The following is a 22,587-nucleotide window of genomic DNA, read 5'->3' as shown; positions in this document are numbered from 1 at the left end:
CTGTAGCGAAAAAGATTGCCGAAATGACAGGCTGTGAATTGGTGGATGGCTTTAAGACAACCGTTCCCGATGATGAAGTGGCAGTCGCTGTTGTCAACTGTGGTGGTACGGCACGTTGCGGTGTCTATCCAAAGAAACGCATCATGACCGTCAATGTCGAACCGGTTGGAGCCGTAGGCCCATTAGCTATGTATATCACACCCGATATCTATGTATCGGATGTAAAAGAGAGCAACTTAGCATATACAGATGAAACGAATGTTTCAACAGCTAAGACAGCGGAAGAAGAATTGGCAGCGGCCGATGGGCCAAAGACCAAAGACCAAGCCAAAGCTGAAATTGCCGCTGCTCAAGACGAAAAGAAACCAGGCATCATTACGCGAATTGGTATTGGTGTAGGACATGTCGTCAACAAGTTCTTCGCAGCTGGTCGTGATTCGATCGATATGATCATTCGAAATGTATTGCCATTCATGGCCTTTACATCGACATTGTTGGGTATCATTTCGGCCAGTGGTTTAGGAAATGTCATTGCGCATACCATCAGTCCAATGTGTTCGACATTGCCAGGATTGTTGGTCATCTCGATTGTTTGTGGTGTACCATTCTTATCACCTATCCTAGGACCAGGTGCTGTCATTGCACAGACCGTTGGTGTATTGTTAGGACAACAATTTGCACAACGAGCTATTCCTCTGCAATATGCATTGCCAGCTTTGTTTGCTATCGATGCACAAGTTGGTTGTGACTTCGTACCCGTTGGATTGTCTTTGGGCGAAGCGGAACCAGAAACCATTGAATATGGTGTGCCAGCTGTGTTGTATTCGCGTTTGATCACAGGTCCTGTTGCTGTCATCATTGCGTTTATCTTCAGTATTGGTATGTATCCAGGTCTATAAGAGATGTTTGGAGGTCTTCGACCTCCTTTTTTTGTGGTAATATAGAAGCGTATGAATGAAGAAATGAAATATTGTATGGAATGTGGGACAAGATTAGAAATGCGCCCACTCAAAGATGAGGGGATGGTTCCATATTGTCCCCATTGTGAAACGTATCGCTTTCCTGTATTTAATGTGGCTGTATCCATGATCGTGACCAATGCAGAGGAAGATCAAATCTTATTGATCAAACAATATGGGAAAGATACCTACATCTTAGTGGCTGGATATGTCAATAAAGGAGAGGATGCGGAACATGCGGTTGTGCGGGAAGTCAAAGAGGAAATGAATTTAGATGTGCATCAAGTTCGTTTCAATCATTCGCATTATTTCGCAAAATCCAATACGTTGATGCTGAACTTTACCGCAATCGTTGATGGTCATGTCCAACCCAATTGGGAAATTGATGCGTATCATTGGTTTTCGCGAGAAAAAGCGCGAAAGAATATTCGTCCGCATTCGTTGGCGGAATCCTTTTTGTTGGGATATCTAGATGGTACCTATCACTTTTGATATGCTGAAAGGAGTTGAGTGTATGAATGTTGCCGTCTATTTAGGATCCAGTATGGGAAATGATCCAACCATTCAAGCCATGGCGCAGAAAGTGGGAGAATGGTTGGCCAAACATCATCATACTTTGGTGTATGGTGGTGCACAAAATGGTTTGATGGGCGTGGTTGCCGATAGTGTATTAGCCAATGGTGGCCATGTGATTGGGGTAATTCCTCAATTTTTAGAAAGAAAAGAACAAGCACATGCCAATTTGGATGAGCTGCATATCGTTGATACCATGGCCCAACGAAAAACGATGATGATCGAATTGGCCGATGCGTTTATCGCCATGCCAGGAGGGCCCGGTACTTTAGAAGAAGTATCTGAAATTATCTCAAAGATTCGATTGGATCAATTAGTGGGCCCTTGTATTCTTTTTGATCTAGATCATTACTATGATCCATTAAAAGCGCAGATTGACAAGATGATCGAATATGGATATGTAGATGCTTCTATTTATGATTCGGTTTTCTTTGTTTCCACCATGGATGCATTGGCACATATCCTTGATCAAAAAGCAGAAGGTCAATAAAGGGCCTTCTGCTTCTTTTATAACGAAAGCACAATTTTGTGATATACTCTTTCATGCTGCATGAAGGAGAAGATGAATGTATGAATGAAGATAAAAATCGAGCTAATTTTTCCAATCGACTGGGTTTTGTGATGGCCGCCGCCGGCTCGGCTGTTGGTCTTGGAAATATTTGGCGATTTCCTTATTTAGCCGCAAAATATGGCGGTGGTATTTTTTTGTTGGTGTATTTGATCTTAGTTGCTACTTTTGGCTATACCATGATCATGTCAGAAACAACTCTAGGACGCATGACAAAGAAGAGTCCCGTTGGTGCTTTTTCTTTCTTTGGACATCGTTTTTCCTTGCGTTTTGGTGGATGGATCAATGCCATCATTCCGATGCTGATCGTACCGTATTATAGTGTTATTGGGGGTTGGGTGTGTAAATATTTATTTGCGTATATGCAAGGGCATGTCCAACAATTGGCATCCGATACCTATTTTTCGAATTTTATCCAAAATGGGACATCGGTGGAACTCTTCTTTTTATTGTTTACTTTTCTGACCTTGTTGATCATCATCATGGGTGTACAAAATGGTATTGAAAAGGTATCCAAGATCATGATGCCCATCTTGATCGTGTTGGCATTTATCATTGCCGGCTATTCTGTGAGCCGCCCCGGAGCGATGGCAGGGGTCAAATACTTTTTGATTCCCAATTTCAAAGCATTCTCATGGATGACCGTCGTGACCGCTTTGGGACAGATGTTTTATTCTTTGTCCATTGCGATGGGAATCTTGATCACATTTGGGTCGTATATGAAAAAAGATGTAGATATTGAAAAAAGTACATCCCAAGTGGAGATCTTTGATACGTTGATTGCCATCTTGGCGGGTTTGATGATCATTCCGGCGGTCTTTGCGTTTAGTGGAGGTGATGCCGCCAGCCTTGGGAAAGGCCCTTCTTTGATGTTCATTACTTTGCCAAAGGTATTTGCCTCCACGGGAATGGGGACCTTTGCCGGCATCTTGTTTTTCTTATTGGTGTTATTAGCTGCACTGACTTCATCCATTGCCTTGGCTGAAAGTGCCGTATCGACATTTGAGGATGAATTGGGATGGAATCGCCAGAAAAGTACCCTGTTGATTGGTGCCATCATGCTTGGGTTGGGAACCCTCTCTTCTTTGGGATTTGGGCCACTGGCTTCTATACAAATTCTAGGCATGGACTTTTTGGATTTCTTTGATTTTTTGACCAATTCGATCATGATGCCGATTGCGGCTATCTGTACGTGTTTGTTGGTCTTGCGTGTGGTCACGATTCCTCGCTTGTCCAAGGAAATCGAACGTTCTTCCCAATTTAAACGAAAAAAGATCTTTATCTTTATCTTAAAATATTTAGCGATTCCCTTCTTGTTGATCATATTGGCAAGTTCCGTTTTGGATGTGCTAGGTATTATTCATATGTAGTACATTTTTATTTATGGTAAAATACTACCAATGAAGAGGAGAGAATCATGATCAATCAAACAAGTATATGGATCACTGGAGCTGAAGGACGATTGGGCCAAGCTTTGTGTAAGGAATACGCAAACAATACGGATTTCCGTTTGGTCACAAGTGATACGGATGTACCAGTAGAAAATTTAGATGAAATTTTACGTTTTATAAATGTGGCCCGACCCGAAGTGATCATTAACTGTGCGGGCTTGACCGACGATGCCACATGCGAAGCCAATCCCGACCAGGCCTATACAGTCAATGCATTGGGGGCACGAAATCTGGCCATTGCGGCGCGTCGCTTGGATGCCAAATTGATCCAGATCTCCACCGACGATGTGTTTGGTGGACAAGGATCGCATGCCTTAAATGAATTTGATGTACCTACTCCAACGACGATTTATGGAAAAAGTAAATTTGCGGGTGAAAAATTAGTGGAATCTTTGATTGATAAACATGTCATTGTTCGTAGTTCTTGGAACTATGGCTTGGCGACCAAAGATTTTGTCGATAAAGTCATTGAACATGCCCAAGCCAATGAAGAAATCGTTCTTCCCTTGGAAGAATTTTCAACTCCAACTTCGGCCAATGCTTTGGCTGGATTTGTCGAAAAACTCGTTCAATCCGATGAATATGGCATTTTCCATGCCAGCTGTGAAGGGGGCTGTTCCCGTGCGGATTGGGCACGTGAAATTTTACGAACTTGTGGCTATGCCGACATTGCCGTGCATACCCAAGCCAAAGAGCCCAGAAAACCGCGCTTTACGCTTTTAGATAATATGATGATGCGGATCACCCATATTTATCAAATGCCCGAATGGAAAACAGAGTTACATCGATACCTGAAGGAGAATGGTTATGGCAAAGAATAAAGGCAAGAAAAAAATGGGACTGACGACAATGATCTTTATATCTTTGATCATGGGTGCTGCGATTGGTGCCATCATCAATACCTGGTTCATGGATATCGATGTCATCAAGAATGTCATTGTCGAAGGGGTATTTTATGTGATTGGCCAAGGCTTCATTTCCTTGATGAAGATGTTGGTCGTACCGCTTGTCTTCTTTTCGATCATTTGTGGAGCGGCTGCGATTGGCGACACCAAGACCTTAGGAAGTGTCGGTGTTCGTACGATTGGTTTCTATTTGGCCACGACCATGATTGCTGTAGCTGTTGCATTGGGTATAGCGAAATTGATCAACCCGGGCATTGGTTTGGATATGAGTGCCATCGAAAATGTCAAGACAACGGTATCCAGCTCATCCACACAGACGGATATGTCTTTGACGGATACGATCTTAAATATCATTCCAACCAATCCCATTGCGGCATTGGCCAATGGGGAAATGTTGCAGATCATCGTTTTTGCGCTATTGGTGGGTGTGATCTTGGCAAAATTAAAAGAAAAAGCACAGTTGGTCACCAACTTTTGTACCCAATGCAACGACATCATGATGGAAATGACCATGATGATCATGAAGATTGCTCCCATTGGTGTTTTCTGTTTGATTGGCCGAACCTTCAGTGAACTTGGATTTAGTGCCATGGTTCCCATGTTCAAATACATGATTACCGTTATTTGTGGATTGGGTGTTCAATGTTTTGTGGTATACATGATCTTACTGAAAGTATTTACCGGATTGAATCCATTCAAATTCGCAAAGAAATTTTTTCCGGTCCAGGCTTTTGCCTTTAGTACCGCCACGTCCAATGCTACGATTCCATTGAATATTGATACATTGGAAGAAAAGATGGGCGTTTCTCGTAAGATCTCGAGTTTTACGATTCCGCTAGGCGCTACGATCAATATGGATGGAACATCCATCATGCAAGGGGTAGCCGTGGTCTTTGTAGCCCAAGCCTTTGGTATTCATTTGACCCCCGCCGATTATGCGACCGTCATTGTGACCGCCACTTTGGCTTCGGTCGGAACGGCTGGTGTACCAAGTGTTGGTTTGATCACCTTAGCGATGGTCTTTGATTCGGTTGGCTTGCCTGTATCGGGAATTGGTTTGATCATGGGTATTGACCGTATCTTGGATATGTTACGAACGGCAGTCAATATTACCGGTGATGCCGTATGTACGACCATTGTTGCGAAACAAAACAATGCATTAGATGTGGATGTCTTTAATAAAGAGTAGAAAGAACCGAAATGGTTCTTTTTTCTTTTCGAGAATATGATAAGATTGAAAAGATGAAATGGATAGTAAACATTTATAAAATAATTCAGATCCATTGGCCAATTCATGGCCTAGAAAGACAAATCATATGATAGGAATTGTACTCGCAAGTCATGGTGATTTTGCCACCGGCATCAAGATGTCGGCGGAAATGATCTTTGGCCAACAAGAAAAAGTGGCAGCTATCACGCTACAACCCTCGCAAGGACCGGATGATATACGCAAACAAATGGAAGAAGCTATTGCTTCCTTTCAAACCGAACAAGTCCTGATTTTATGTGACTTATATGGGGGAACCCCCTTTAATCAAGCCAATGGTTTGATTCATGGTCATGAAACGAATTGGGCCATTGTCGTCGGGATGAATTTACCCATGGTCATTGAAGCATTGGCATCTCGTTTATCCATGGAAAGTGCCCATGAAGTGGCTTCGCATATCATCCAAACGGCCAAAGAAGGCGTCCGTATAGTACCGGCATCTTTAGAACCCCAAGTACACGAAGAAACAAAAACCGAAAAGAAACCATCGGGACCCATCCCAAAAGGAACCGTATTGGGAGACGGCCACATTCATTTTGTCTTGGCGCGGATCGATTCTCGTTTGTTGCATGGTCAAGTCGCAACGGGGTGGACCAAGATGACCCATCCCAATCGGATCATCGTAGCCAGTGATATAGTAGCGCATGATGCCTTGCGCAAACAAATGATCATTGAGGCAGCCCCTCCTGGTGTCCCTGCCAATGTGGTGCCTTTATATAAATTGGTGGAAGCATCCAAAGATCCTCGTTTTGGTTTGACGCAAGCCTTGGTCTTATTTGAAAACCCGCAAGATGCTTTGGCGGTGATTTCCAAGGGCGTGGATATCCAAACCTTAAATATTGGTTCGATGGCTCATAAAGAAGGAAAATGTGCGGTGAATCAAGCGATTTCTTTAGATAGAGAAGATGTGGATACCTTTGAAAAATTAAAAGCTTTGGGTGTGCAATTTGATGTGCGCAAAGTTCCATCGGATCCACCCGGAAATATGGATGCATTGATCGCCCAAGCACGAAAGGAGTTGGCATAAGATGACATGGATATGGATCATTTTGATTGCGTTTTTAGCGGGTGTAGAAGGAATATTGGATGAATTTCAATTTCATCAACCTTTGATTGCTTGTACGCTCATTGGGTTGGCTACGAATCAATTACCAGCCTGTTTGGTCTTAGGTGGGACCTTACAAATGATGGCTTTGGGATGGGCCAATATTGGGGCCAGCGTAGCGCCAGATGCCGCCTTGGCATCGATTACCAGTTCGATCTTATTGGTAAAAAGTGGTCTTGGCGTGGATGGCGTGGCCATTGCGATTGCTTGTTCCATTCCCTTGGCTGTTGCTGGTTTATTTTTGACCATGTTGATTCGTACGATCGCGGTGGGTATGGTCCATCGTATGGATGAAGCGGCCAATCAAGCCGATTTTCAGGCAATCGATCGGATCCAACGCATGGCTTTGGGACTTCAAGGATTGCGTGTAGTGATTCCTGCCATCTTGTTGTGGACTCTGCCCAATGAAGCCGTGTACGTATTTATGCAAAGTATGCCGACATGGTTAGTCATGGGATTGGATATTGGTTGTAGTTTGGTGATGGCGGTAGGCTATGCCTTGGTCATCAATATGATCGCAACCAAAGAAGCATGGCCCTTCTTTATTTTGGGTTTTGTCTTTGCATTGATCCAACAATTTACGCTTTTAGCCCTTTTTGCGATTGGCTTTGCCCTCGCTTTTCTGACCATCCATTTTCTTTCTTCCCAACAAACGACATCTTCCAATGATCCATTGGGCGATATTTTGGATGACTATGAATAGGAGGATCTGACCATGTTAGATAAGAAAACACGAAAAAAAGTGATGTGGCGTTCGACTTTCTTACAAGGTTCGTGGAATTACGAACGCATGCAAAATGGTGGCTGGGCTTATGCGATGATTCCGGCTTTAAAGAAGTTATATTCGAAAAAAGACGATCAAGTGGAGGCTTTACATCGCAACTTAGAATTCTTTAATACCCATCCTTATGTGGTTTCGCCGATATTGGGTGTGGCTTTAGCGCAAGAAGAACAACGCGCCCAAGGAAAACCCGTATCGCAAGATGTCAAAGTGGGGATGATGGGGCCTTTGGCAGGTGTGGCCGATCCGGTATTCTGGTTTACGGCTCGTCCCTTGCTGGGTGCCTTAGGGGCATCCTTAGCGATGGAAGGAAGTATCTTAGGACCGATCTTATTTTTTGTGGGTTGGAACTTCATGCGCATTGGCTTTATGTGGAAGAGCCAAGAAGTGGGATATGAAAAAGGCGAACATATCAGTGAAGATCTATCGGGTGGTCTTCTTCAAAAAGCAACCCGAACAGCCAGTATCGTGGGCATGTTTGTGATGGGGGCTTTGGTGCAACGCTATGTCCAAATTGAGATTCCCATGATCCAAGATACATTGAATGGTTTGGTGCCTGGTCTTTTTGGCCTTGGTATGACTTTTCTTTGTATGAAGGCCTTGAAGAAAAATGTGTCGTTGATCGTTCTCATTCTGGCAATGTTTATCATTGGTGTAGCCGGATATTCCATTGGTCTATTATGATCCAATCACTCAATAGTCAAGTGGATCTGCATATAGATGGCCAAAGATTTGGGGGATGGATCCAATATGGTCAAATTTTGATTGGCAATCATGCCTTTGAATTTTATAACGACCGAAATGTACAAGATCATGTCCAAATTCCTTGGCAACACATATGCTATGTCAAAGTTTATCTTCTTCATCAACATATTTTGCGCTTTACGATTGAAACAGAAGATCATCATTTCATGTTCACGTCCAAAGATAATAAAAAGGTGTTGCGTTGGATTCGTTCCTACATTGGCGCTGGTCGTATGGGCACATAAAAAGGAGGCTAATAGGCCTCCTTCATCCAAGCAATCAGATCATCATAGACTTGTTTGTAGTTGAGTTCATTTAAAATTTCATGGCGATCATTTTCGTAGAGTTTGCACTCTACGTTTTTTATTTGAGCATCGACAAACAAATGATAGACTTTTTGCACACCTTTGCCAAAATCGCCCACGGGATCATCGGCACCGGATGCGAATAAAACGGGTAAGTCTTTTGGGATTTGATCGATGTGGGCATCGGCATCTTGTAACCCTTTGAACATTTCATCAAACGCATTGGTCGTAAATTGGAAATTATCCAGTGGTTCATGGACATAAGCATCGACGATTCGGGTATCTTTGGTCAACCAATCCGAAGGGGTTCGAGCGGGTTCAAAATGCTTATTATTGGATCCCAATGCCATTTTCGTCAAGAGGGGACTGCGATACATCCAACCCTTTTGATCGGCTATTTTTTCACATAGGAGTCGTGCCATTTTCAAAGATATCGGACTTTGATAGCCAGTACCCATGATGATCACACCGGTTAGATTGGCACCGTAGCGAGTGATATATTGGCGAGCCAAGAACGAACCCATGCTGTGGCCTAATAGAAAATAAGGAACATCGGGATACATCTTATGCATTTTTTCATAGAGAGCGTGCAGATCGGCAATCACATGTTCATTCCCATTTTCGCCAAAATAACCCAAACGAGCTTTGCCTGTTACACTTTGGCCATGGCCTAGATGATCATTGCCACAAACCAAAATACCTTGTTGGGCACAATAAGTACCGAAACGATCATATCGATCGATAAATTCGACCATGCCATGGGCGATTTGCAGGATGGCTTGTACCTTACCATCGGGCACCCACATTTCGGCATGGATCATTGTGACTCCATCACTGGATGGATAAGATAGATTTGTTTTCATGTATTCACCTCGTATCCCTATTCTATCACGAAAGTGTTATAATGTAAGCGGTTGTAAGGAGGCCTTATGAAAAAATATGTTATGGCATTGGATGCAGGTACGACTTCCAATCGATGCATCCTATTCAATAAGAAAGGGGAAATTTGTTCGGTCGCCCAACGGGAATTTCCTCAATATTATCCTCGTCCCGGATGGGTGGAGCATGATGCCAATCAAATTTGGGCCACACAAATCAGTGTAGCGGTCGAAGCGATGCAGAAGATCAATGCGGAAGCTTCACAAATTGTTTCGATTGGCATCACCAATCAAAGAGAAACGACCCTGGTTTGGGATAAGGAAACGGGTGAACCCATTTATCATGCCATTGTCTGGCAATGCCGTCGAACAGCAGAATATTGTGACTCTTTAAAAGCCCAAGGCCTTTCGGAAATGATTCGTGAAAAAACGGGTTTATTGATTGATCCCTATTTTTCGGGTACGAAATTAAAATGGATCTTGGATAACGTGCCAGGTGCACGTCAGAAAGCAGAAGCGGGTCAACTTTTATTTGGAACGGTGGAAACATGGCTGATTTGGAAATTGACCAAAGGCCGTGTACATGTGACCGATTATTCCAATGCTTCACGTACGATGATGTTCAATATTCATACTTTGAAATGGGATACGGATCTCTTAAAGCTATTGGATATACCGGAACAAATGTTACCAACACCAAAACCTTCGAGTTGTATCTATGGATATACGGATGCTTCGTTTTTAGGAGCAGAAATTCCGATTGCGGGTGCTGCCGGCGACCAACAATGTGCATTGTTTGGACAAACTTGTTTTGATGTCGGTGATGTCAAAAACACCTATGGGACCGGTGGTTTCTTATTGATGAATACGGGTCATCAGCCGGTGAGGAGTCAAAATGGTTTGGTGACCACCATCGCCTGGGGATTGAATGATCAAATCACCTATGCACTGGAAGGATCCATTTTCGTAGCCGGGGCAGCCATTCAATGGCTTCGTGATGAAATGCGTTTGATCGAATCCAGTGTAGATAGTGAATATTATGCCAAAAAAGTGCACAACACCAATGGCTGTTATGTGGTGCCAGCCTTTACCGGATTGGGAGCTCCGTATTGGGATCCTTATGCTCGTGGGATGATCATTGGCTTAACACGTGGTGTCAATAAGAATCATATCATTCGTGCCACTTTGGAATCCATGGCCTATCAAGTCAATGATGTCATTCGTGCCATGGAAGCCGATGCTCAGGTCTCTTTGGGACAATTAAAAGTAGATGGTGGTGCTTGTGCCAATAACTTATTATGTCAAATGCAGACCGATATTTGTCGAGCCCCTGTATTGCGACCAAAATGTGTGGAAACAACCGCCATGGGGGCTGCGTATTTAGCTGGCTTGGCAACAGGGTATTGGCAAGATCTAGAAGAAATTCGTGCCAATTGGCAATTGGATAAATTGTTTACACCGGTCATGACTTTGGATCAATCCAAGAAACAAATTGCGGGTTGGAAAAAAGCAGTGGCACGGTGTCGGAATTGGGCAAAAGAAGAATAAGGTTCCGTTTTTGGACGGAACCTTTTAATGTGTATGGAGCCAATACGAATAGATACAGGGAAGGATCCCAACTAGGATCAATACGCCCAACGAGAAGTAAAGGGAATGAAAATGGAGCAAGGCAGCCAACAAGATTGCGAGTCCACCTATGACCCATACAAAACCGGCTAAGCGATGGGTCCGATTCCAGTTTTCTTCATTATCCAAGGTCCATGGCAGCTTGATCCCAATGGTATAATTTTGTCTTGTCTTGGGTAGATAATTTCCCAAAATAAGCAACAAAAGACCCATGAGGATCTGAGAAAGAGTCTCGATCGGGATGGAATAGCCCAAGTTATAGGCATATACCGATACGCCCATGATCAAGGAGATGATGGGAATGATCCAAAGGATGAGCGTAAAGATCTTGGGACTGATATTTTGTTTTCGGGGATCGGCAGAGGTGATGAAAATACAAAACCATTGGATGCCCAACAAGAAAAGCGGTAGAAAGAAGATCGCAAAGGGTTTGGAACTGTAGCCATTGGCCGTGCCATGGAGATCAAAATGGGTTGCCATCGGATCGGGTAATTGATTCCACACATAGAGGCCGATACATAAGGGAAGCAAAGTCAGCAAGCTAGTCAGAATAAGGGTCCGTTTATTTGTTTTGAGCATGTGTACCTCCTTCTAAATTTGCGATCCAAAGGAAAAGCTCTTCCAAGACGGATGTGTTCAATTGATAATAGATAAAATTTTTTTCGTGAGCCTCAAAAATCAGATCGGCTTGTTTCAATATTTTTAAATGATAGGAAACAGTGGCCGGGGTCAGATCAAAACGTGAACTGATATCCCCAGCACGCATGGGTCCGTGTTTCAACAATTCTAAAATTTCTCTTCGGACCGGATCAGCGAGGGCTTTGAATGCATTTGTTTTTACCATATCTACATATATTATCATTGCTTAAAGAAAGAATGTCAATATCTATTTAGATAAATATCTAAATAGATGATCGTACCAAAGATAGAGATATCGATGTATCTGCGTTATAATAAGAACCAATGGGGAGATGTAGTATGTACAAAGCGAAAAAAATGAATGAATTCGGTACGTCGATCTTTACCGAATTGAAGATCATGAAACAAGAATATACCGAAAAAACAGGGAAGGATACCATTGATTTTTCGATTGGATCACCGAATATTCCACCGGTGGATTCCATTGTTGAACAGATGGTGGCGCGAATCCAACAACCAGCAAATTTTAAGTATGCGATCAGTGAATTGCCAGAGATGTTGACCACGGTGCAAAAGTGGTATCACCAACGTTATGGTGTCAATCTAGATACGGATCAAATCATTTGTACATCGGGTTCGCAAGAGGCTTTGAGCACGATTTGTTTGGCATTATGTGATCCAGGTGATTTGGTCTTGGTGCCCGATCCTTGTTACCCAATCTTTCAAGATGGACCTAAAATTGCCTCATGCCAGGTGGCTTATATGCCGTTGAAAGCCGAAAATGACTTTGTCTTAGACTTTCATGATATTGATCCAGAAGTGGCTCAAAAAGCCAAAATGTTGATCATATCTTATCCAAACAATCCTACCTGTGCGATTGCACCGGATTCTTTCTATGAAGAATTGATCGATTTTGCGAAAAAATATGATCTGATGGTCATCCATGATAATGCCTATAGTGAATTGGTCTTTGATGGCAAAGTCGGAAAAAGTTTCTTATCGTTTGATGGTGCCATGGATGTAGGCATTGAATTGAATTCCTTATCGAAGACCTTTGGATTGGCAGGGGCTCGACTTGGCTTTGTCGTTGGCAATAAAGAAATGGTCAGTGTGTATCGAAAATTAAAATCCAATATGGATTATGGCGTTTTCTTGCCAGTTCAATATGCCGGCATCGAAGCGTTAGATCATTGTCAAGATGCCATTCAAGCAACGCGACAAGCTTATGAAGATCGTCGCAATGCGTTGGTGAAATATTTTGGACAAGCCGGTTGGACCATTCCGGCATCGGCCGGTACGATGTTTGCGTGGGCCCCGATTCCGGATGCTTATGTAGATTCCAATGCGTTTGTGAAAGATCTTTTAAAGAAGACCGGTATCGTGGTGACACCCGGTCAATCGTTTGGTGCACAAGGCATGCGCTATGTACGCTTGGCTTTGGTCGAAGATATCGATCGGATCCAAGAAGCTGGAAAACGCTTGGCGGATGCAGGAATTTGGAGGCAATGATGGAAGAACTAGTAAAAGAAAATATTTCAATCGAAACGGAACCCAAATCAAAAAAAGGCATCATACAGGAATTGGGAAATCGCTTATGTCAAAGTGGCTATACGGATCAAGCCTATACAGAGGCGATGTTGGCAACGGAAACGACCTATGAAACCGTTGTTGGTTTTGGCTTGGCCATTCCCCATGGACAGGCCGATTTGGTTCATCATTCTGGTATGGCCATCATGGCTTTTCCCCAGGGGACGATCTGGGATGATCAAATTGTGAAAATGGTCATTGCCCTAGCGGCCAAAGAGGAAGATCATTTGCGCATGTTGACCGATATTGCTCTGGTTTGTCCAGGTCAAGAAGAAGTCAATCGGTTGGCTTGCAGCTCGATCGATACGATCGCACAAGCATTTACGGCAAAAGAATGATATCATAAGCCTATGAAAGCGTATCCAAGTTGGCAAGCATTTCAAGATCATTTGCCCTTACGGAATCGAATGACTTCGGATATTCATTGCCAAGAAGAGTATATTTATTATCATGATGTCCATATGCATGTGGATATTTACCAACCCCGCTACTTTAAAGGTACCATCATCATCTTTCATGGCCTGATTGCGAATGGGCGAATGTTGTCTTTTTTAGCGGTCCCTTTTTATCGCTTGGGATATCGGGTGATTTGTCCGGATCTACCTTTTTTTGGTCAGTCCAATGTCAAACAAGCGACCTATGAAGACTGGTTGGCTTGTTGTCAAAAATTGATTGAACAGACCGAAATTGAAAATACCTTTTTGATGGGATTGGGTCTGTCCGGCATGTTGGCGTATCAATTGGGGACTCTTTGTCCGCAAATTCGAGGTGTCATCGTGACTCATTTGTTGGATCTCAATGATAAAAACGTAGAGAATGATGTCTGGCTCGATCCGGTTTTTGAAAATCATGCACGTCTATTGCGATGGCGAGCTTTGAAGATCAAACGCGTGATTGATACAAGAACGATTTCGAACAATCCCGCGGTTTGTCAGCTATTGAGTGAAGATGAACAATCTGCAGGTGCAAAAGTCACACAGGAATTCTTACACACTCTGGCGCATCCTACTTTGTGTCCGCCCGAAGACTATCGAGTGCCGATCCTCTGGGTACAGCCAGAAATGGATCAATGGATCGATCCGGCGGATTCTATGTCCTTTTATGAACGGATCGGGGCCGACAAATATCATGTTCTTTTAGAAGGAGCTGGCCATTTGCCCATCGAGGTCATTGGTTTGAATCAACTTCAAAAGATGGTTGTCTTATTTATTCGAAAGTATAGGTTATAAAATGGAAATACGAAAATTTAAAAAAGCAGATACAAAAGCAGTCGTAGACATATGGAATGAAGTCGTCAAACAAGGCGTGGCCTTTCCCCAAAAAGATCTCTTGGATGAAAAAGAGGGCTATATTTTCTTTTCATCACAAAGCTACACCGGTATCGCTGTTTGTGATGGCCAAATTGTTGGTTTGTATATTTTGCATCCGAATAATGTAGGGCATTGTGGTCATATTTGTAATGCATCCTATGCGGTCAAGACAGATCAGCGAGGAAAACATATTGGGAAGCAATTGGTCCAAGATTGTATGTGCCAAGCCAAGCGACTGGGCTTTCGTATCTTGCAATTCAATGCGGTTGTTGCTACCAATGCTGCCGCTTTGCACCTCTATCAGGAATTGGGCTTTGTCCCATTGGGCGTGATACCCTCTGGTTTTGCGTTGGATGATGGCACCTATGAAGATATCATCGTCCACTATAAAACGTTATAGTTAGAAAAGAGGCCGTCATGATCATTAATACGGGCAATCGTACCGATATTCCGGCTTTCTATGCGTCTTGGTTCTATCATCGTATTGAGGCTGGCTATGTGTTGAGTCGTAGTCCCTATGATCCGCATACGATTTATCGCTATGACCTTCATCCCGAAGTGGTCGATCTGCTTTGTTTCTGTACCAAGAATCCGCGTCCCATGTTCCAACAGTTTGAAAAATTATCATCGTATCGCATGTATTGGATGGTGACTTTGACTCCTTATGGGAAAGAGATTGAACCGCATATTCAAAATAAACGATGGGTCTTACAATCGATGCGCGAATTATCAGATACGATAGGAAGCGAGCATATGGCTTGGCGCTATGATCCCATCTTGTTGAATGAAACCTATACGGTGGAATTCCATATTCGAGCGTTTGCACAATTGTGTAAAGCCTTGTCGGGCTATACCCATCATGTGATCATTAGTTTTATTGATCTCTATGCGAAGACCAAACGCAATTTTCCCAATATTCAGGAAGTATCTCTGGATGATCAAAAAAGGATCAGCCAAGCTTTTGTATCCATCGCTTCCTCATACGATATGAAAGTATATGCTTGTATGGAAAAGGGATTATCGAAGTATGGCATTGATACATCCGGATGTATGAGTCAGGCTGTATTGGAGGATGCGTTTCATATTGGTTTGAAACCACCAACGACTTATGCGCGGAAAGGCTGTCGGTGTCTGCTCCAAAATGATATTGGTGCCTATAATACATGTGGACATGGTTGTTTGTATTGTTATGCGAATGAAAATCAAACGTTGGTCAAACAAAATCAAGCTTTCCATGATCCGTATTCACCGTTATTGATTGGGCATGTACAGCCCAATGATACGATCGTAGAAGTCGATCCGACTTCGAGCTTGTCCAATCAGCCACGTTTGTTTTGAGAGGGATGGATATGAAAGAATACAGTAAGGCCAGAAAAATGGGTGAAAAAAATCGGAAGCAAGGGCAGTTGCCGGTTTTGGATGAAACGGTAGATCGTATCGATCGATTGGATCGGTCCTATTTGGGTTGTATCGATATTCCAACCAATCGAATCGTCGGTACGAAAACACGAGGTCGTGTATCCGCGTTTGCGCCAGGCTTTATGCCCCTTTTGGATGAAGATAGTGAATTTGCGATGAAGTGGGAAAATCTCTATGTTTCTCAATTGGCAGAAGGCATTCGAGATCCCATTCAGGTGTTTGAATATCGTCGTCTTTTTTATGTTCAGGAAGGGAATAAACGAGTGTCGGTCGCAAAATATGTGGGCATGCCTTCCATGCGTGCCAATGTAACTCGAATTTTGCCTGAAAAGGGCGAGGAAGCCCCAATGGATCATGAATATATTGACTTTTACAATGTCACCCAGATCAATGATCTCTATTTTACCCAGGCTGGTAGTTATATCGCTTTTGCCAAGTGTTTGAATGAAGATCTTACACATCCATGGAATGGCGAAACCATTGCCCATGTGCGTAGTGCATTTCATCTCTTTTGTTCCTTGTATCCAGCGAGCTATGATGTGCAATCCGATGTCTTTTTATTGGCTTGTCAACTTTATGGTCTGGATGGGGCCAAAGACAAAGAAAAGATCCAGCGTTTACTTTCTGGGCAATCGGTCCAGCAAGAATGGATCGATAAACCGGAAATGTATCGAAAAGTCTCTTTATTTAATAAAAAGTATAGTGTGAGCTATCCATTACGGATTGCTTTTATTGCCGATTCGTCGATGGAATCATCCACTTGGATCCATGATCATGAATTGGGTCGATTGTATATGGAAACCTATTTTGGGGGCGTGGTCAAGACCCACATGTATGATGGAAAGATGGAAGATATTGTACCTACGATTGCCAAACAAACCGATATCGTGATCAGTATCAGTCCGCGGCAATTGTTAGCGACATATAAGCTTTCTTTGGAGTATCCATCGATTCATTTTATGAATTGTTCTGTTTTGCTCCAAAAGACCAATGTGCATACTTTCTATTCTCGCTTGTATGAAGCCAAGTTCTTATTGGGCATGATTGCGGCTTCGATGTCCCAGACCCATTGTATTCTCTATCAATCGGAATATCCGATATATGGCGATATTCCAAACATCAATGCGTTTGCGATTGGAGCGGGCATGATCGATCCCCAAGTCAAAGTGTATTTGGATTGGAGCTATGCATCCAAGGAGGTCTTGGCGGATGTGATTTCGGGGCCGGATTCCATTTGTTGGGACAATACATCCCGGGAATTTGGTATCTATCAAAAGCAAGGCGATACGATCGTCAATTTGGCAATGCCAATCGTGCATTGGGGCAAATATTATGTTTTATTGATCCAACATATCTTGGATCGTGGTGAAAAAGCGGTGCGTGGCCACAACAATTGGTGGGGCATGGACAGTGGCATTATCGATTTGATCATTTCGGAGCATGTGCCATATCCTACGCAAAATCTAATTTATGATTTGAAACAAGCTATGATCAAAGGGGACATTCATCCATTTGATGGGGAGATCTATAGTCAAAAGGGGTTGATTCGTCATCGCCAGGATGCACGATGGACCCAAGACGAGATCCTTCAAATGCATTGGCTCAATGAAAATGTGATCGGAGTGATTCCCCAATGACCCGTATTTTAGTGATTTCGGATATGGAGTCGCCTGCTTTGTGGAATGCCACCCAATTTCGTGATACCCATCCCATTGATCTGATCCTTTCTTGTGGCGATCTGCATGCTTCCTATTTAGAATATTTGGTTACGATGTTTTCACGTCCGTTGTATTATGTACATGGCAACCATGATCTCGGAAAAGAACCCGAAGGTTGTATCTGTTTGGATGATGACATCATTCAAACACATGGTTTACGAATTGTAGGATTGGGTGGTGCCTTTGGTTTGTATGAACAGGCTTGGTTGTTTGATGAAAAGGAAATGGAAAAGCGAATCAAAAAGCTGCGTCGAAAGATTCGTAAACAGAAAGGCATTGATATCTTTGTGAGTCATGCACCTTGTATGGGATATGGCGATCTGGAGGATATGATGCATCAAGGCTTTGCGTGTTTTAATGATTTTTTAGATCAATATCATCCGGCCTATATGTTTTATGGACATTGTCATCCGGAATATGGGTCGTTTGAGAGAATTCGACATCATCCATCGGGAGCGACATTGATCAATGGATATGGATATACGATCGTAGAAATTTAATTTTCTACGATTTTTTTAATTTTCTTATTGATTTTTGGAAACGTTTACAATACTATAGAGATAGAAAATGTAAACGTTAACGGAAACGATTACAAACGTAGAGAGTATGAGGAGGAAGATCATGAAAAACGTATTGAAAAAGTTTATGTGTGGAGCTCTTTCCGTTGCTATGTTTGCCGGAGCGAGTGCCGGGGTTTCGACGCCAGTACAAGCCAAATCATCTTCAAAAGGAGAAGTTTATTATTTGAACTTCAAACCAGAAGCTGATAAGCAATGGAAAGAATTAGCGAAGCTGTACACCAAAAAGACGGGTGTCAAAGTAACGGTGTTAACGGCAGCGAGTGGTCAGTATGAATCAACATTGAAATCAGAAATGGCCAAAAAGAAGATGCCAACGTTATTCCAAGTCAATGGACCGGTTGGATTGGCGAGCTGGAAAGATTATTGTTACGATTTGAGTGGTTCAAAAATAGCGAAACAATTAACCAGCAAAGATTATGCTTTGATGGATGGCGATAAGATGGCTGGTATTGGTTATGTAACCGAATCTTATGGTTTGATCGTCAATAAGAAATTGTTGAAAAAAGCAGGCTATTCTGTAAGTGATATCAAAGATTATGATTCTTTGAAAAAGGTTGCGGAAGATATCACAAAACATAAAAAGAAATTGGGATTCAGTGCCTTTACTTCCGCTGGTATGGATAAATCGAGCGATTGGCGTTTCAAGACACATTTAGCTAACTTACCTATTTACTATGAATATAAACAAGATGGTATTTCCAGTACAGATGCCATTAAGGGTACATATTTAGATAACTATCGTAATTTGTGGGATCTATATATCAATAATGCCACTTGCAAGCCAACACAATTGTCTAGCAAGACAGGTGATGATGCCACGGCTGAATTCGTAACCAATAAAGCTGTATTCTATCAAAATGGTACTTGGGCTTATAACGATATCAAAGATATTGGTGATGAAAACTTAGCGATGATCCCAATCTACTTCGGTGTTGATGATAAGAACGAAGGATTATGTACAGGAACAGAAAACTACTGGTGTGTTAATAGTAAAGCAAGTCAAGAAGACATCGATGCAACGTTGGATTTCATGAATTGGTGTGTGACTTCTAAGACAGGTTTGAAAGCATTATGTGGTGGCGATAAAGCAATGCCTAGTGGAAAAGATGGTATGGGATTCAATATTCCATTCAAGAAGAACTTAAAATCTTCGAACTACTTGGTAAACTGTGCAGCAAAATATGACAAGAAAGGTAAAACACCGATCACTTGGAACTTTACGACAATGCCTAGTGAAGAATGGAAAAATGGCGTTGGTTCGGCTTTGACAACGTATGCGGCTAAGCAAACCGATGAAAATTGGAACAAAGTTGTTTCTGCTTTCGTTGATGGATGGAAGACAGAAGCTGCAGCTACAAAGGATAGCGAATAATAACACAATAGCGGTAAGTGATGTTCAATCGCTTGCCGCTTTTTTAAAAGAGAGGAGAAGTTATGGGAAGAAATATTAAGAAGTATTGGCCGATCTTTGTGTTACCGACCATGGCTGCTTTTGCGATTGGTTTTTTGATTCCATTTATCATGGGTATCTATCTGTCTTTTTGTAAGTTTACGACGGTGACAGATGCCAGATTTATTGGTTTGAGCAATTACGCAAAAGCATTTGGCGACAAGATCTTTCAACATTCATTCTGGTTGACTTGTGCTTTCGCAATCGTAACGTTGATCATCATCAATGTGGTCGCTTTTGCCTTAGCTATGGCTTTGACCCAGAAATTAAAAGGAACCAATATTTTCCGAACGATATTCTTCATGCCAAACCTGATTGGTGGTATCGTTTTGGGTTATATTTGGCAATTGATCTTTGCGGGTATTTTATCCAAATATGATATGGCCATGAATTTGGATGCACGCCTCGGTTTCTGGGGCTTGGTCATCTTGGTATGTTGGCAACAAATTGGTTATATGATGATCATCTATATTGCGGGGTTACAGTCCATTCCAGGCGATGTGTTGGAAGCGGCTGAAATTGATGGGGCCACCAATCGACAAAAATTGTTTAAGGTCACCATCCCGATGATGATGCCATCCATTACGATTTGTACGTTCTTATCGATCACCAATGGCTTCAAATTGTTTGATCAAAACTTAGCTTTGACAGCTGGTGAACCCGGCAAGATGAGTGAATTGATGGCCTTGAACATCTTCAATACATTCTATGGACGAAGTGGATTCGAAGGTGTAGGTCAAGCCAAAGCTGTGATCTTCTTTATCATTGTGGTTGGTATTGGTTTGATCCAATTGCGTGCAACCCGCAGCAAGGAGGTGCAACAATAATATGAGCAAGAAAGCCAAAAGTTATTTAGGTACAGGTATTCTTACATTCATTTCCATTTGGTGGGTCATGCCAGTATTGATCGTCTTATTCAACTCGTTCAAGAATAAAGTATGGATCTCTCAAGAACCATTTGCTTTGCCCAATGTAGATACTTTTATTGGTTTGGAAAATTACCAAGAAACCATTACTTCGTATGAATTGTTGAAGGCCGTTGGTTGGACCGTATTTATCACTGTGGGTAGTGTCCTTGTGATCTTGATTTGCACAAGCATGTGTGCTTGGTTCATTACGCGTGTATCCAATCGCATCACCAAAGCGATTTATATCTTATGTGTATTTTCGATGGTCGTGCCTTTCCAAATGGTCATGTTCACATTAAGTAAAATTGCCAATATTTTAGGCTTGGTGACACCATGGGGCATCATCATCATCTATCTTGGTTTTGGCGCAGGATTGGCGGTCTTCATGTTTTGTGGATTTGTCAAATCCATACCGATCGAGATCGAAGAAGCAGCGATGATCGATGGATGTACACCACTTCAAACTTTCTTTAAGATCGTATTGCCAATCATGAAGCCAACGTATATTTCGGTTGGTATCTTGGAAACTATGTGGATCTGGAATGACTTCTTATTGCCATATCTAGTCTTAGATCTGAATCGTTTCAAGACCCTGTCCATTGCCATTCAATATATGAAGGGAAGCTATGGTCGCGTCGATATGGGTGCCATCATGGCCTCCTTGATATTAGCTGTCATTCCTGTCATCGTATTCTATCTCAGTGCGCAAAAATACATTATCAAGGGCGTTGCAGCCGGTGCTGTGAAAGGTTAGAATTATATTTAATCATTTTGAGGAGGCAGGTATATGGCGACAATCAAAGATATTGCGAAATTGAGTGGTTACAGTATTGGCACGGTTTCTCGTGTGATCAATCATCATCCAGATGTATCTGAAAAAGCGAAGGATGCCATCGAAAAGGTGATCGAAAAAGAAAACTATCAGCCCAATGCGAACGCAAAATTCATGAAACTAAAAGCGAGCAATATCATTGCCATCATCATTAAAGGATATGCGAACATGTTCTTTTTCGAGCTCTTAGAGCAACTGCAATCCAGCTTAGATGAGGCCGAACAAGAAGTTTCTATCTATTATTTGGATGAAGATGGCGACGAAGTCGAAACGGCCTATCATATCTATGTCGAAAAAAAACCCAAGGGATTTATTTTCTTAGGTGGTAGTTTGGAGCATTATGATCAATATTTTAAAGATGCCGATGTTCCTTCGGTTTTATTGACCAATGATGCCAAACATGTTCAAAATCCTTATGTTTCTTCATATACAACCGATAATTTGCGCGCAGGTGCCTTTGCGATCCAATATTTGATCGATCATGGCCACACCCAGATTGGTGTGATTGGTGGAAATCCACATTCACATACTGCCAATGATCGATTGGCCGGGGCGGCTAAGCAGATGCAGAAACAAAAGATCTATTTTGATGAAACGTATTATGAACCGGGTCGATATTCGTTTGATGGTGGCTATACGGCCATGAACACGTTATTGTCTCGGCATCCAGATATCACGGCCGTTTTTGCCCTAGCAGATACCATTGCGATTGGGGCTTTGCGATGTATCAAAGATCATCAATTGGATGTGCCAAAAGATATTTCGGTCATTGGTTTTGACGGTATTGATTTGGGTCAATATTGTATTCCTCGATTAACGACCATTTATCAAGATATCGAAAAAATGTCGAAAAAAGCGACAGAAAATATTTTATTACGAATGAACTATCATAAAGCAGCTGAATATGAATGCATTCCCTTTGAGATCATTCAAGGAAAAACAGTTGCGAATCGAAAATAAACTTTCGTTAGGAAGGGGTGC

General features: G+C 42.3%; 25 protein-coding genes. 22 read left to right on the top strand and 3 right to left on the bottom strand.

The features are described from left to right. The 10 genes from srlE to MOZ64_RS08530 form a co-directional block, all read left to right on the top strand. Nucleotides 1-899, top strand: an 899-nt coding sequence (gene srlE, locus MOZ64_RS08575; protein WP_320326152.1) for a PTS glucitol/sorbitol transporter subunit IIB, incomplete at its 5' end; no start/stop codon positions are given. 51 nt (nt 900-950) lie between these two features. Further along, a complete protein-coding gene (locus MOZ64_RS08570) occupies nt 951-1,451 on the top strand; it encodes an NAD(+) diphosphatase (protein WP_320326151.1) in 501 nt (166 codons plus the stop codon). Between the two features lie 22 nt (nt 1,452-1,473). Further along, the gene (locus tag MOZ64_RS08565; protein ID WP_320326150.1) at nt 1,474-2,022 is read left to right on the top strand and encodes an LOG family protein; all 549 of its coding nucleotides are present in this window, start codon (nt 1,474-1,476) and stop codon (nt 2,020-2,022) included. Between the two features lie 80 nt (nt 2,023-2,102). Further along, nucleotides 2,103-3,470 carry a sodium-dependent transporter gene (locus MOZ64_RS08560; protein WP_320326149.1) on the top strand — a complete coding sequence of 456 codons (1,368 nt, stop codon included), beginning with the start codon at nt 2,103-2,105 and terminating at the stop codon, nt 3,468-3,470. 47 nt (nt 3,471-3,517) lie between these two features. Further along, nucleotides 3,518-4,372 carry an SDR family oxidoreductase gene (locus MOZ64_RS08555; protein WP_320326148.1) on the top strand — a complete coding sequence of 285 codons (855 nt, stop codon included), beginning with the start codon at nt 3,518-3,520 and terminating at the stop codon, nt 4,370-4,372. After that, the gene (locus tag MOZ64_RS08550) at nt 4,359-5,645 is read left to right on the top strand and encodes a dicarboxylate/amino acid:cation symporter (protein ID WP_320326147.1); all 1,287 of its coding nucleotides are present in this window, start codon (nt 4,359-4,361) and stop codon (nt 5,643-5,645) included. The genes MOZ64_RS08555 and MOZ64_RS08550 overlap by 14 nt, the downstream gene beginning before the upstream one ends. A gap of 127 nt (nt 5,646-5,772) precedes the next feature. Next, complete coding sequence (locus MOZ64_RS08545; RefSeq protein ID WP_320326146.1) at nt 5,773-6,750, top strand: PTS sugar transporter subunit IIB; 978 nt, start codon at nt 5,773-5,775, stop codon at nt 6,748-6,750. A 1-nt stretch (nt 6,751) separates the two neighbouring features. After that, nucleotides 6,752-7,531 carry a PTS mannose/fructose/sorbose transporter subunit IIC gene (locus MOZ64_RS08540; RefSeq protein ID WP_320326145.1) on the top strand — a complete coding sequence of 260 codons (780 nt, stop codon included), beginning with the start codon at nt 6,752-6,754 and terminating at the stop codon, nt 7,529-7,531. A gap of 12 nt (nt 7,532-7,543) precedes the next feature. Then, the gene (locus MOZ64_RS08535) at nt 7,544-8,293 is read left to right on the top strand and encodes a PTS system mannose/fructose/sorbose family transporter subunit IID (RefSeq protein ID WP_320326144.1); all 750 of its coding nucleotides are present in this window, start codon (nt 7,544-7,546) and stop codon (nt 8,291-8,293) included. Then, entirely contained in the window at nt 8,290-8,598 is a 309-nt protein-coding gene (locus MOZ64_RS08530) for a DUF956 family protein (RefSeq protein ID WP_320326143.1), read from the top strand. Before MOZ64_RS08535 ends, MOZ64_RS08530 begins: the two co-directional genes overlap by 4 nt. Before the next feature lie 8 nt (nt 8,599-8,606). Here MOZ64_RS08530 and MOZ64_RS08525 read toward each other — a convergent pair whose 3' ends face one another. Further along, the gene (locus MOZ64_RS08525; RefSeq protein WP_320326142.1) at nt 8,607-9,521 is read right to left on the bottom strand and encodes an alpha/beta fold hydrolase; all 915 of its coding nucleotides are present in this window, start codon (nt 9,519-9,521) and stop codon (nt 8,607-8,609) included. A 66-nt stretch (nt 9,522-9,587) separates the two neighbouring features. Here MOZ64_RS08525 and glpK point away from each other — a divergent pair, with 66 nt between their 5' ends. Beyond that, a complete protein-coding gene (gene glpK, locus MOZ64_RS08520) occupies nt 9,588-11,084 on the top strand; it encodes a glycerol kinase GlpK (RefSeq protein ID WP_320326141.1) in 1,497 nt (498 codons plus the stop codon). 24 nt (nt 11,085-11,108) lie between these two features. Here glpK and MOZ64_RS08515 read toward each other — a convergent pair whose 3' ends face one another. Both MOZ64_RS08515 and MOZ64_RS08510 read right to left on the bottom strand, forming a co-directional pair. Further along, nucleotides 11,109-11,741, bottom strand: a complete 633-nt coding sequence (locus MOZ64_RS08515) for an SdpI family protein (RefSeq protein ID WP_320326140.1) — start codon at nt 11,739-11,741, stop codon at nt 11,109-11,111. After that, nucleotides 11,725-12,006 carry an autorepressor SdpR family transcription factor gene (locus tag MOZ64_RS08510; RefSeq protein WP_320326139.1) on the bottom strand — a complete coding sequence of 94 codons (282 nt, stop codon included), beginning with the start codon at nt 12,004-12,006 and terminating at the stop codon, nt 11,725-11,727. The genes MOZ64_RS08515 and MOZ64_RS08510 overlap by 17 nt, the downstream gene beginning before the upstream one ends. 134 nt (nt 12,007-12,140) lie before the next feature. Between MOZ64_RS08510 and MOZ64_RS08505 the strand changes: the two genes are divergently transcribed. The 11 genes from MOZ64_RS08505 (at nt 12,141) to MOZ64_RS08455 (ending at nt 22,566) form a co-directional block, all read left to right on the top strand. After that, complete coding sequence (locus tag MOZ64_RS08505; protein WP_320326138.1) at nt 12,141-13,310, top strand: pyridoxal phosphate-dependent aminotransferase; 1,170 nt, start codon at nt 12,141-12,143, stop codon at nt 13,308-13,310. Further along, nucleotides 13,310-13,726: a PTS mannitol transporter subunit IIA gene (locus MOZ64_RS08500; protein WP_320326137.1), complete on the top strand. Its 417-nt coding sequence runs from the start codon at nt 13,310-13,312 to the stop codon at nt 13,724-13,726. Before MOZ64_RS08505 ends, MOZ64_RS08500 begins: the two co-directional genes overlap by 1 nt. A 12-nt stretch (nt 13,727-13,738) precedes the next feature. Next, the gene (locus tag MOZ64_RS08495; RefSeq protein WP_320326136.1) at nt 13,739-14,617 is read left to right on the top strand and encodes an alpha/beta fold hydrolase; all 879 of its coding nucleotides are present in this window, start codon (nt 13,739-13,741) and stop codon (nt 14,615-14,617) included. 1 nt (nt 14,618) lies between these two features. Beyond that, nucleotides 14,619-15,098, top strand: a complete 480-nt coding sequence (locus MOZ64_RS08490; protein ID WP_320326135.1) for a GNAT family N-acetyltransferase — start codon at nt 14,619-14,621, stop codon at nt 15,096-15,098. Nucleotides 15,099-15,115: 17 nt separating this feature from the next. Next, nucleotides 15,116-16,036 carry a DUF1848 domain-containing protein gene (locus tag MOZ64_RS08485; RefSeq protein ID WP_320326134.1) on the top strand — a complete coding sequence of 307 codons (921 nt, stop codon included), beginning with the start codon at nt 15,116-15,118 and terminating at the stop codon, nt 16,034-16,036. Between the two features lie 11 nt (nt 16,037-16,047). Beyond that, on the top strand, nt 16,048-17,754 hold the full coding sequence (locus MOZ64_RS08480; protein ID WP_320326133.1) for a BMP family ABC transporter substrate-binding protein: 1,707 nt from the start codon (nt 16,048-16,050) through the stop codon (nt 17,752-17,754). Continuing rightward, the gene (locus MOZ64_RS08475; protein WP_320326132.1) at nt 17,751-18,335 is read left to right on the top strand and encodes a metallophosphoesterase family protein; all 585 of its coding nucleotides are present in this window, start codon (nt 17,751-17,753) and stop codon (nt 18,333-18,335) included. Before MOZ64_RS08480 ends, MOZ64_RS08475 begins: the two co-directional genes overlap by 4 nt. 121 nt (nt 18,336-18,456) lie before the next feature. Continuing rightward, entirely contained in the window at nt 18,457-19,788 is a 1,332-nt protein-coding gene (locus tag MOZ64_RS08470; protein ID WP_320326131.1) for an ABC transporter substrate-binding protein, read from the top strand. A 62-nt stretch (nt 19,789-19,850) separates the two neighbouring features. After that, the gene (locus tag MOZ64_RS08465; RefSeq protein WP_320326130.1) at nt 19,851-20,693 is read left to right on the top strand and encodes a carbohydrate ABC transporter permease; all 843 of its coding nucleotides are present in this window, start codon (nt 19,851-19,853) and stop codon (nt 20,691-20,693) included. Nucleotide 20,694: 1 nt separating this feature from the next. Then, nucleotides 20,695-21,528 carry a carbohydrate ABC transporter permease gene (locus MOZ64_RS08460; RefSeq protein WP_320326129.1) on the top strand — a complete coding sequence of 278 codons (834 nt, stop codon included), beginning with the start codon at nt 20,695-20,697 and terminating at the stop codon, nt 21,526-21,528. A gap of 33 nt (nt 21,529-21,561) precedes the next feature. Continuing rightward, nucleotides 21,562-22,566: a LacI family DNA-binding transcriptional regulator gene (locus tag MOZ64_RS08455; RefSeq protein WP_320326128.1), complete on the top strand. Its 1,005-nt coding sequence runs from the start codon at nt 21,562-21,564 to the stop codon at nt 22,564-22,566. Nucleotides 22,567-22,587 lie beyond the last annotated feature (21 nt).

Source organism: Absicoccus intestinalis, assembly GCF_033971885.1.
In the GTDB taxonomy this organism is placed as follows: Bacteria; Bacillota_I; Bacilli_A; order Erysipelotrichales; family Erysipelotrichaceae; genus Absicoccus; species Absicoccus intestinalis.
The sequence above is the reverse complement of the archived record's forward strand: the minus strand, read 5'-3'. Positions and strand labels throughout refer to the sequence as shown.

What these genes read in the sequence shown, in the direction of transcription:
- MOZ64_RS08570 (WP_320326151.1), top strand. Translation starts at nt 951, where the DNA reads ATGAATGAAGAAATGAAATATTGTATGGAATGTGGGACAAGATTAGAA.
- MOZ64_RS08565 (WP_320326150.1), top strand. Translation starts at nt 1,474, where the DNA reads ATGAATGTTGCCGTCTATTTAGGATCCAGTATGGGAAATGATCCAACC.
- MOZ64_RS08560 (WP_320326149.1), top strand. Translation starts at nt 2,103, where the DNA reads ATGAATGAAGATAAAAATCGAGCTAATTTTTCCAATCGACTGGGTTTT.
- MOZ64_RS08555 (WP_320326148.1), top strand. Translation starts at nt 3,518, where the DNA reads ATGATCAATCAAACAAGTATATGGATCACTGGAGCTGAAGGACGATTG.
- MOZ64_RS08550 (WP_320326147.1), top strand. Translation starts at nt 4,359, where the DNA reads ATGGCAAAGAATAAAGGCAAGAAAAAAATGGGACTGACGACAATGATC.
- MOZ64_RS08545 (WP_320326146.1), top strand. Translation starts at nt 5,773, where the DNA reads ATGATAGGAATTGTACTCGCAAGTCATGGTGATTTTGCCACCGGCATC.
- MOZ64_RS08540 (WP_320326145.1), top strand. Translation starts at nt 6,752, where the DNA reads ATGACATGGATATGGATCATTTTGATTGCGTTTTTAGCGGGTGTAGAA.
- MOZ64_RS08535 (WP_320326144.1), top strand. Translation starts at nt 7,544, where the DNA reads ATGTTAGATAAGAAAACACGAAAAAAAGTGATGTGGCGTTCGACTTTC.
- MOZ64_RS08530 (WP_320326143.1), top strand. Translation starts at nt 8,290, where the DNA reads ATGATCCAATCACTCAATAGTCAAGTGGATCTGCATATAGATGGCCAA.
- MOZ64_RS08525 (WP_320326142.1), bottom strand. Translation starts at nt 9,521, where the DNA reads ATGAAAACAAATCTATCTTATCCATCCAGTGATGGAGTCACAATGATC.
- glpK (WP_320326141.1), top strand. Translation starts at nt 9,588, where the DNA reads ATGAAAAAATATGTTATGGCATTGGATGCAGGTACGACTTCCAATCGA.
- MOZ64_RS08515 (WP_320326140.1), bottom strand. Translation starts at nt 11,741, where the DNA reads ATGCTCAAAACAAATAAACGGACCCTTATTCTGACTAGCTTGCTGACT.
- MOZ64_RS08510 (WP_320326139.1), bottom strand. Translation starts at nt 12,006, where the DNA reads ATGGTAAAAACAAATGCATTCAAAGCCCTCGCTGATCCGGTCCGAAGA.
- MOZ64_RS08505 (WP_320326138.1), top strand. Translation starts at nt 12,141, where the DNA reads ATGTACAAAGCGAAAAAAATGAATGAATTCGGTACGTCGATCTTTACC.
- MOZ64_RS08500 (WP_320326137.1), top strand. Translation starts at nt 13,310, where the DNA reads ATGGAAGAACTAGTAAAAGAAAATATTTCAATCGAAACGGAACCCAAA.
- MOZ64_RS08495 (WP_320326136.1), top strand. Translation starts at nt 13,739, where the DNA reads ATGAAAGCGTATCCAAGTTGGCAAGCATTTCAAGATCATTTGCCCTTA.
- MOZ64_RS08490 (WP_320326135.1), top strand. Translation starts at nt 14,619, where the DNA reads ATGGAAATACGAAAATTTAAAAAAGCAGATACAAAAGCAGTCGTAGAC.
- MOZ64_RS08485 (WP_320326134.1), top strand. Translation starts at nt 15,116, where the DNA reads ATGATCATTAATACGGGCAATCGTACCGATATTCCGGCTTTCTATGCG.
- MOZ64_RS08480 (WP_320326133.1), top strand. Translation starts at nt 16,048, where the DNA reads ATGAAAGAATACAGTAAGGCCAGAAAAATGGGTGAAAAAAATCGGAAG.
- MOZ64_RS08475 (WP_320326132.1), top strand. Translation starts at nt 17,751, where the DNA reads ATGACCCGTATTTTAGTGATTTCGGATATGGAGTCGCCTGCTTTGTGG.
- MOZ64_RS08470 (WP_320326131.1), top strand. Translation starts at nt 18,457, where the DNA reads ATGAAAAACGTATTGAAAAAGTTTATGTGTGGAGCTCTTTCCGTTGCT.
- MOZ64_RS08465 (WP_320326130.1), top strand. Translation starts at nt 19,851, where the DNA reads ATGGGAAGAAATATTAAGAAGTATTGGCCGATCTTTGTGTTACCGACC.
- MOZ64_RS08460 (WP_320326129.1), top strand. Translation starts at nt 20,695, where the DNA reads ATGAGCAAGAAAGCCAAAAGTTATTTAGGTACAGGTATTCTTACATTC.
- MOZ64_RS08455 (WP_320326128.1), top strand. Translation starts at nt 21,562, where the DNA reads ATGGCGACAATCAAAGATATTGCGAAATTGAGTGGTTACAGTATTGGC.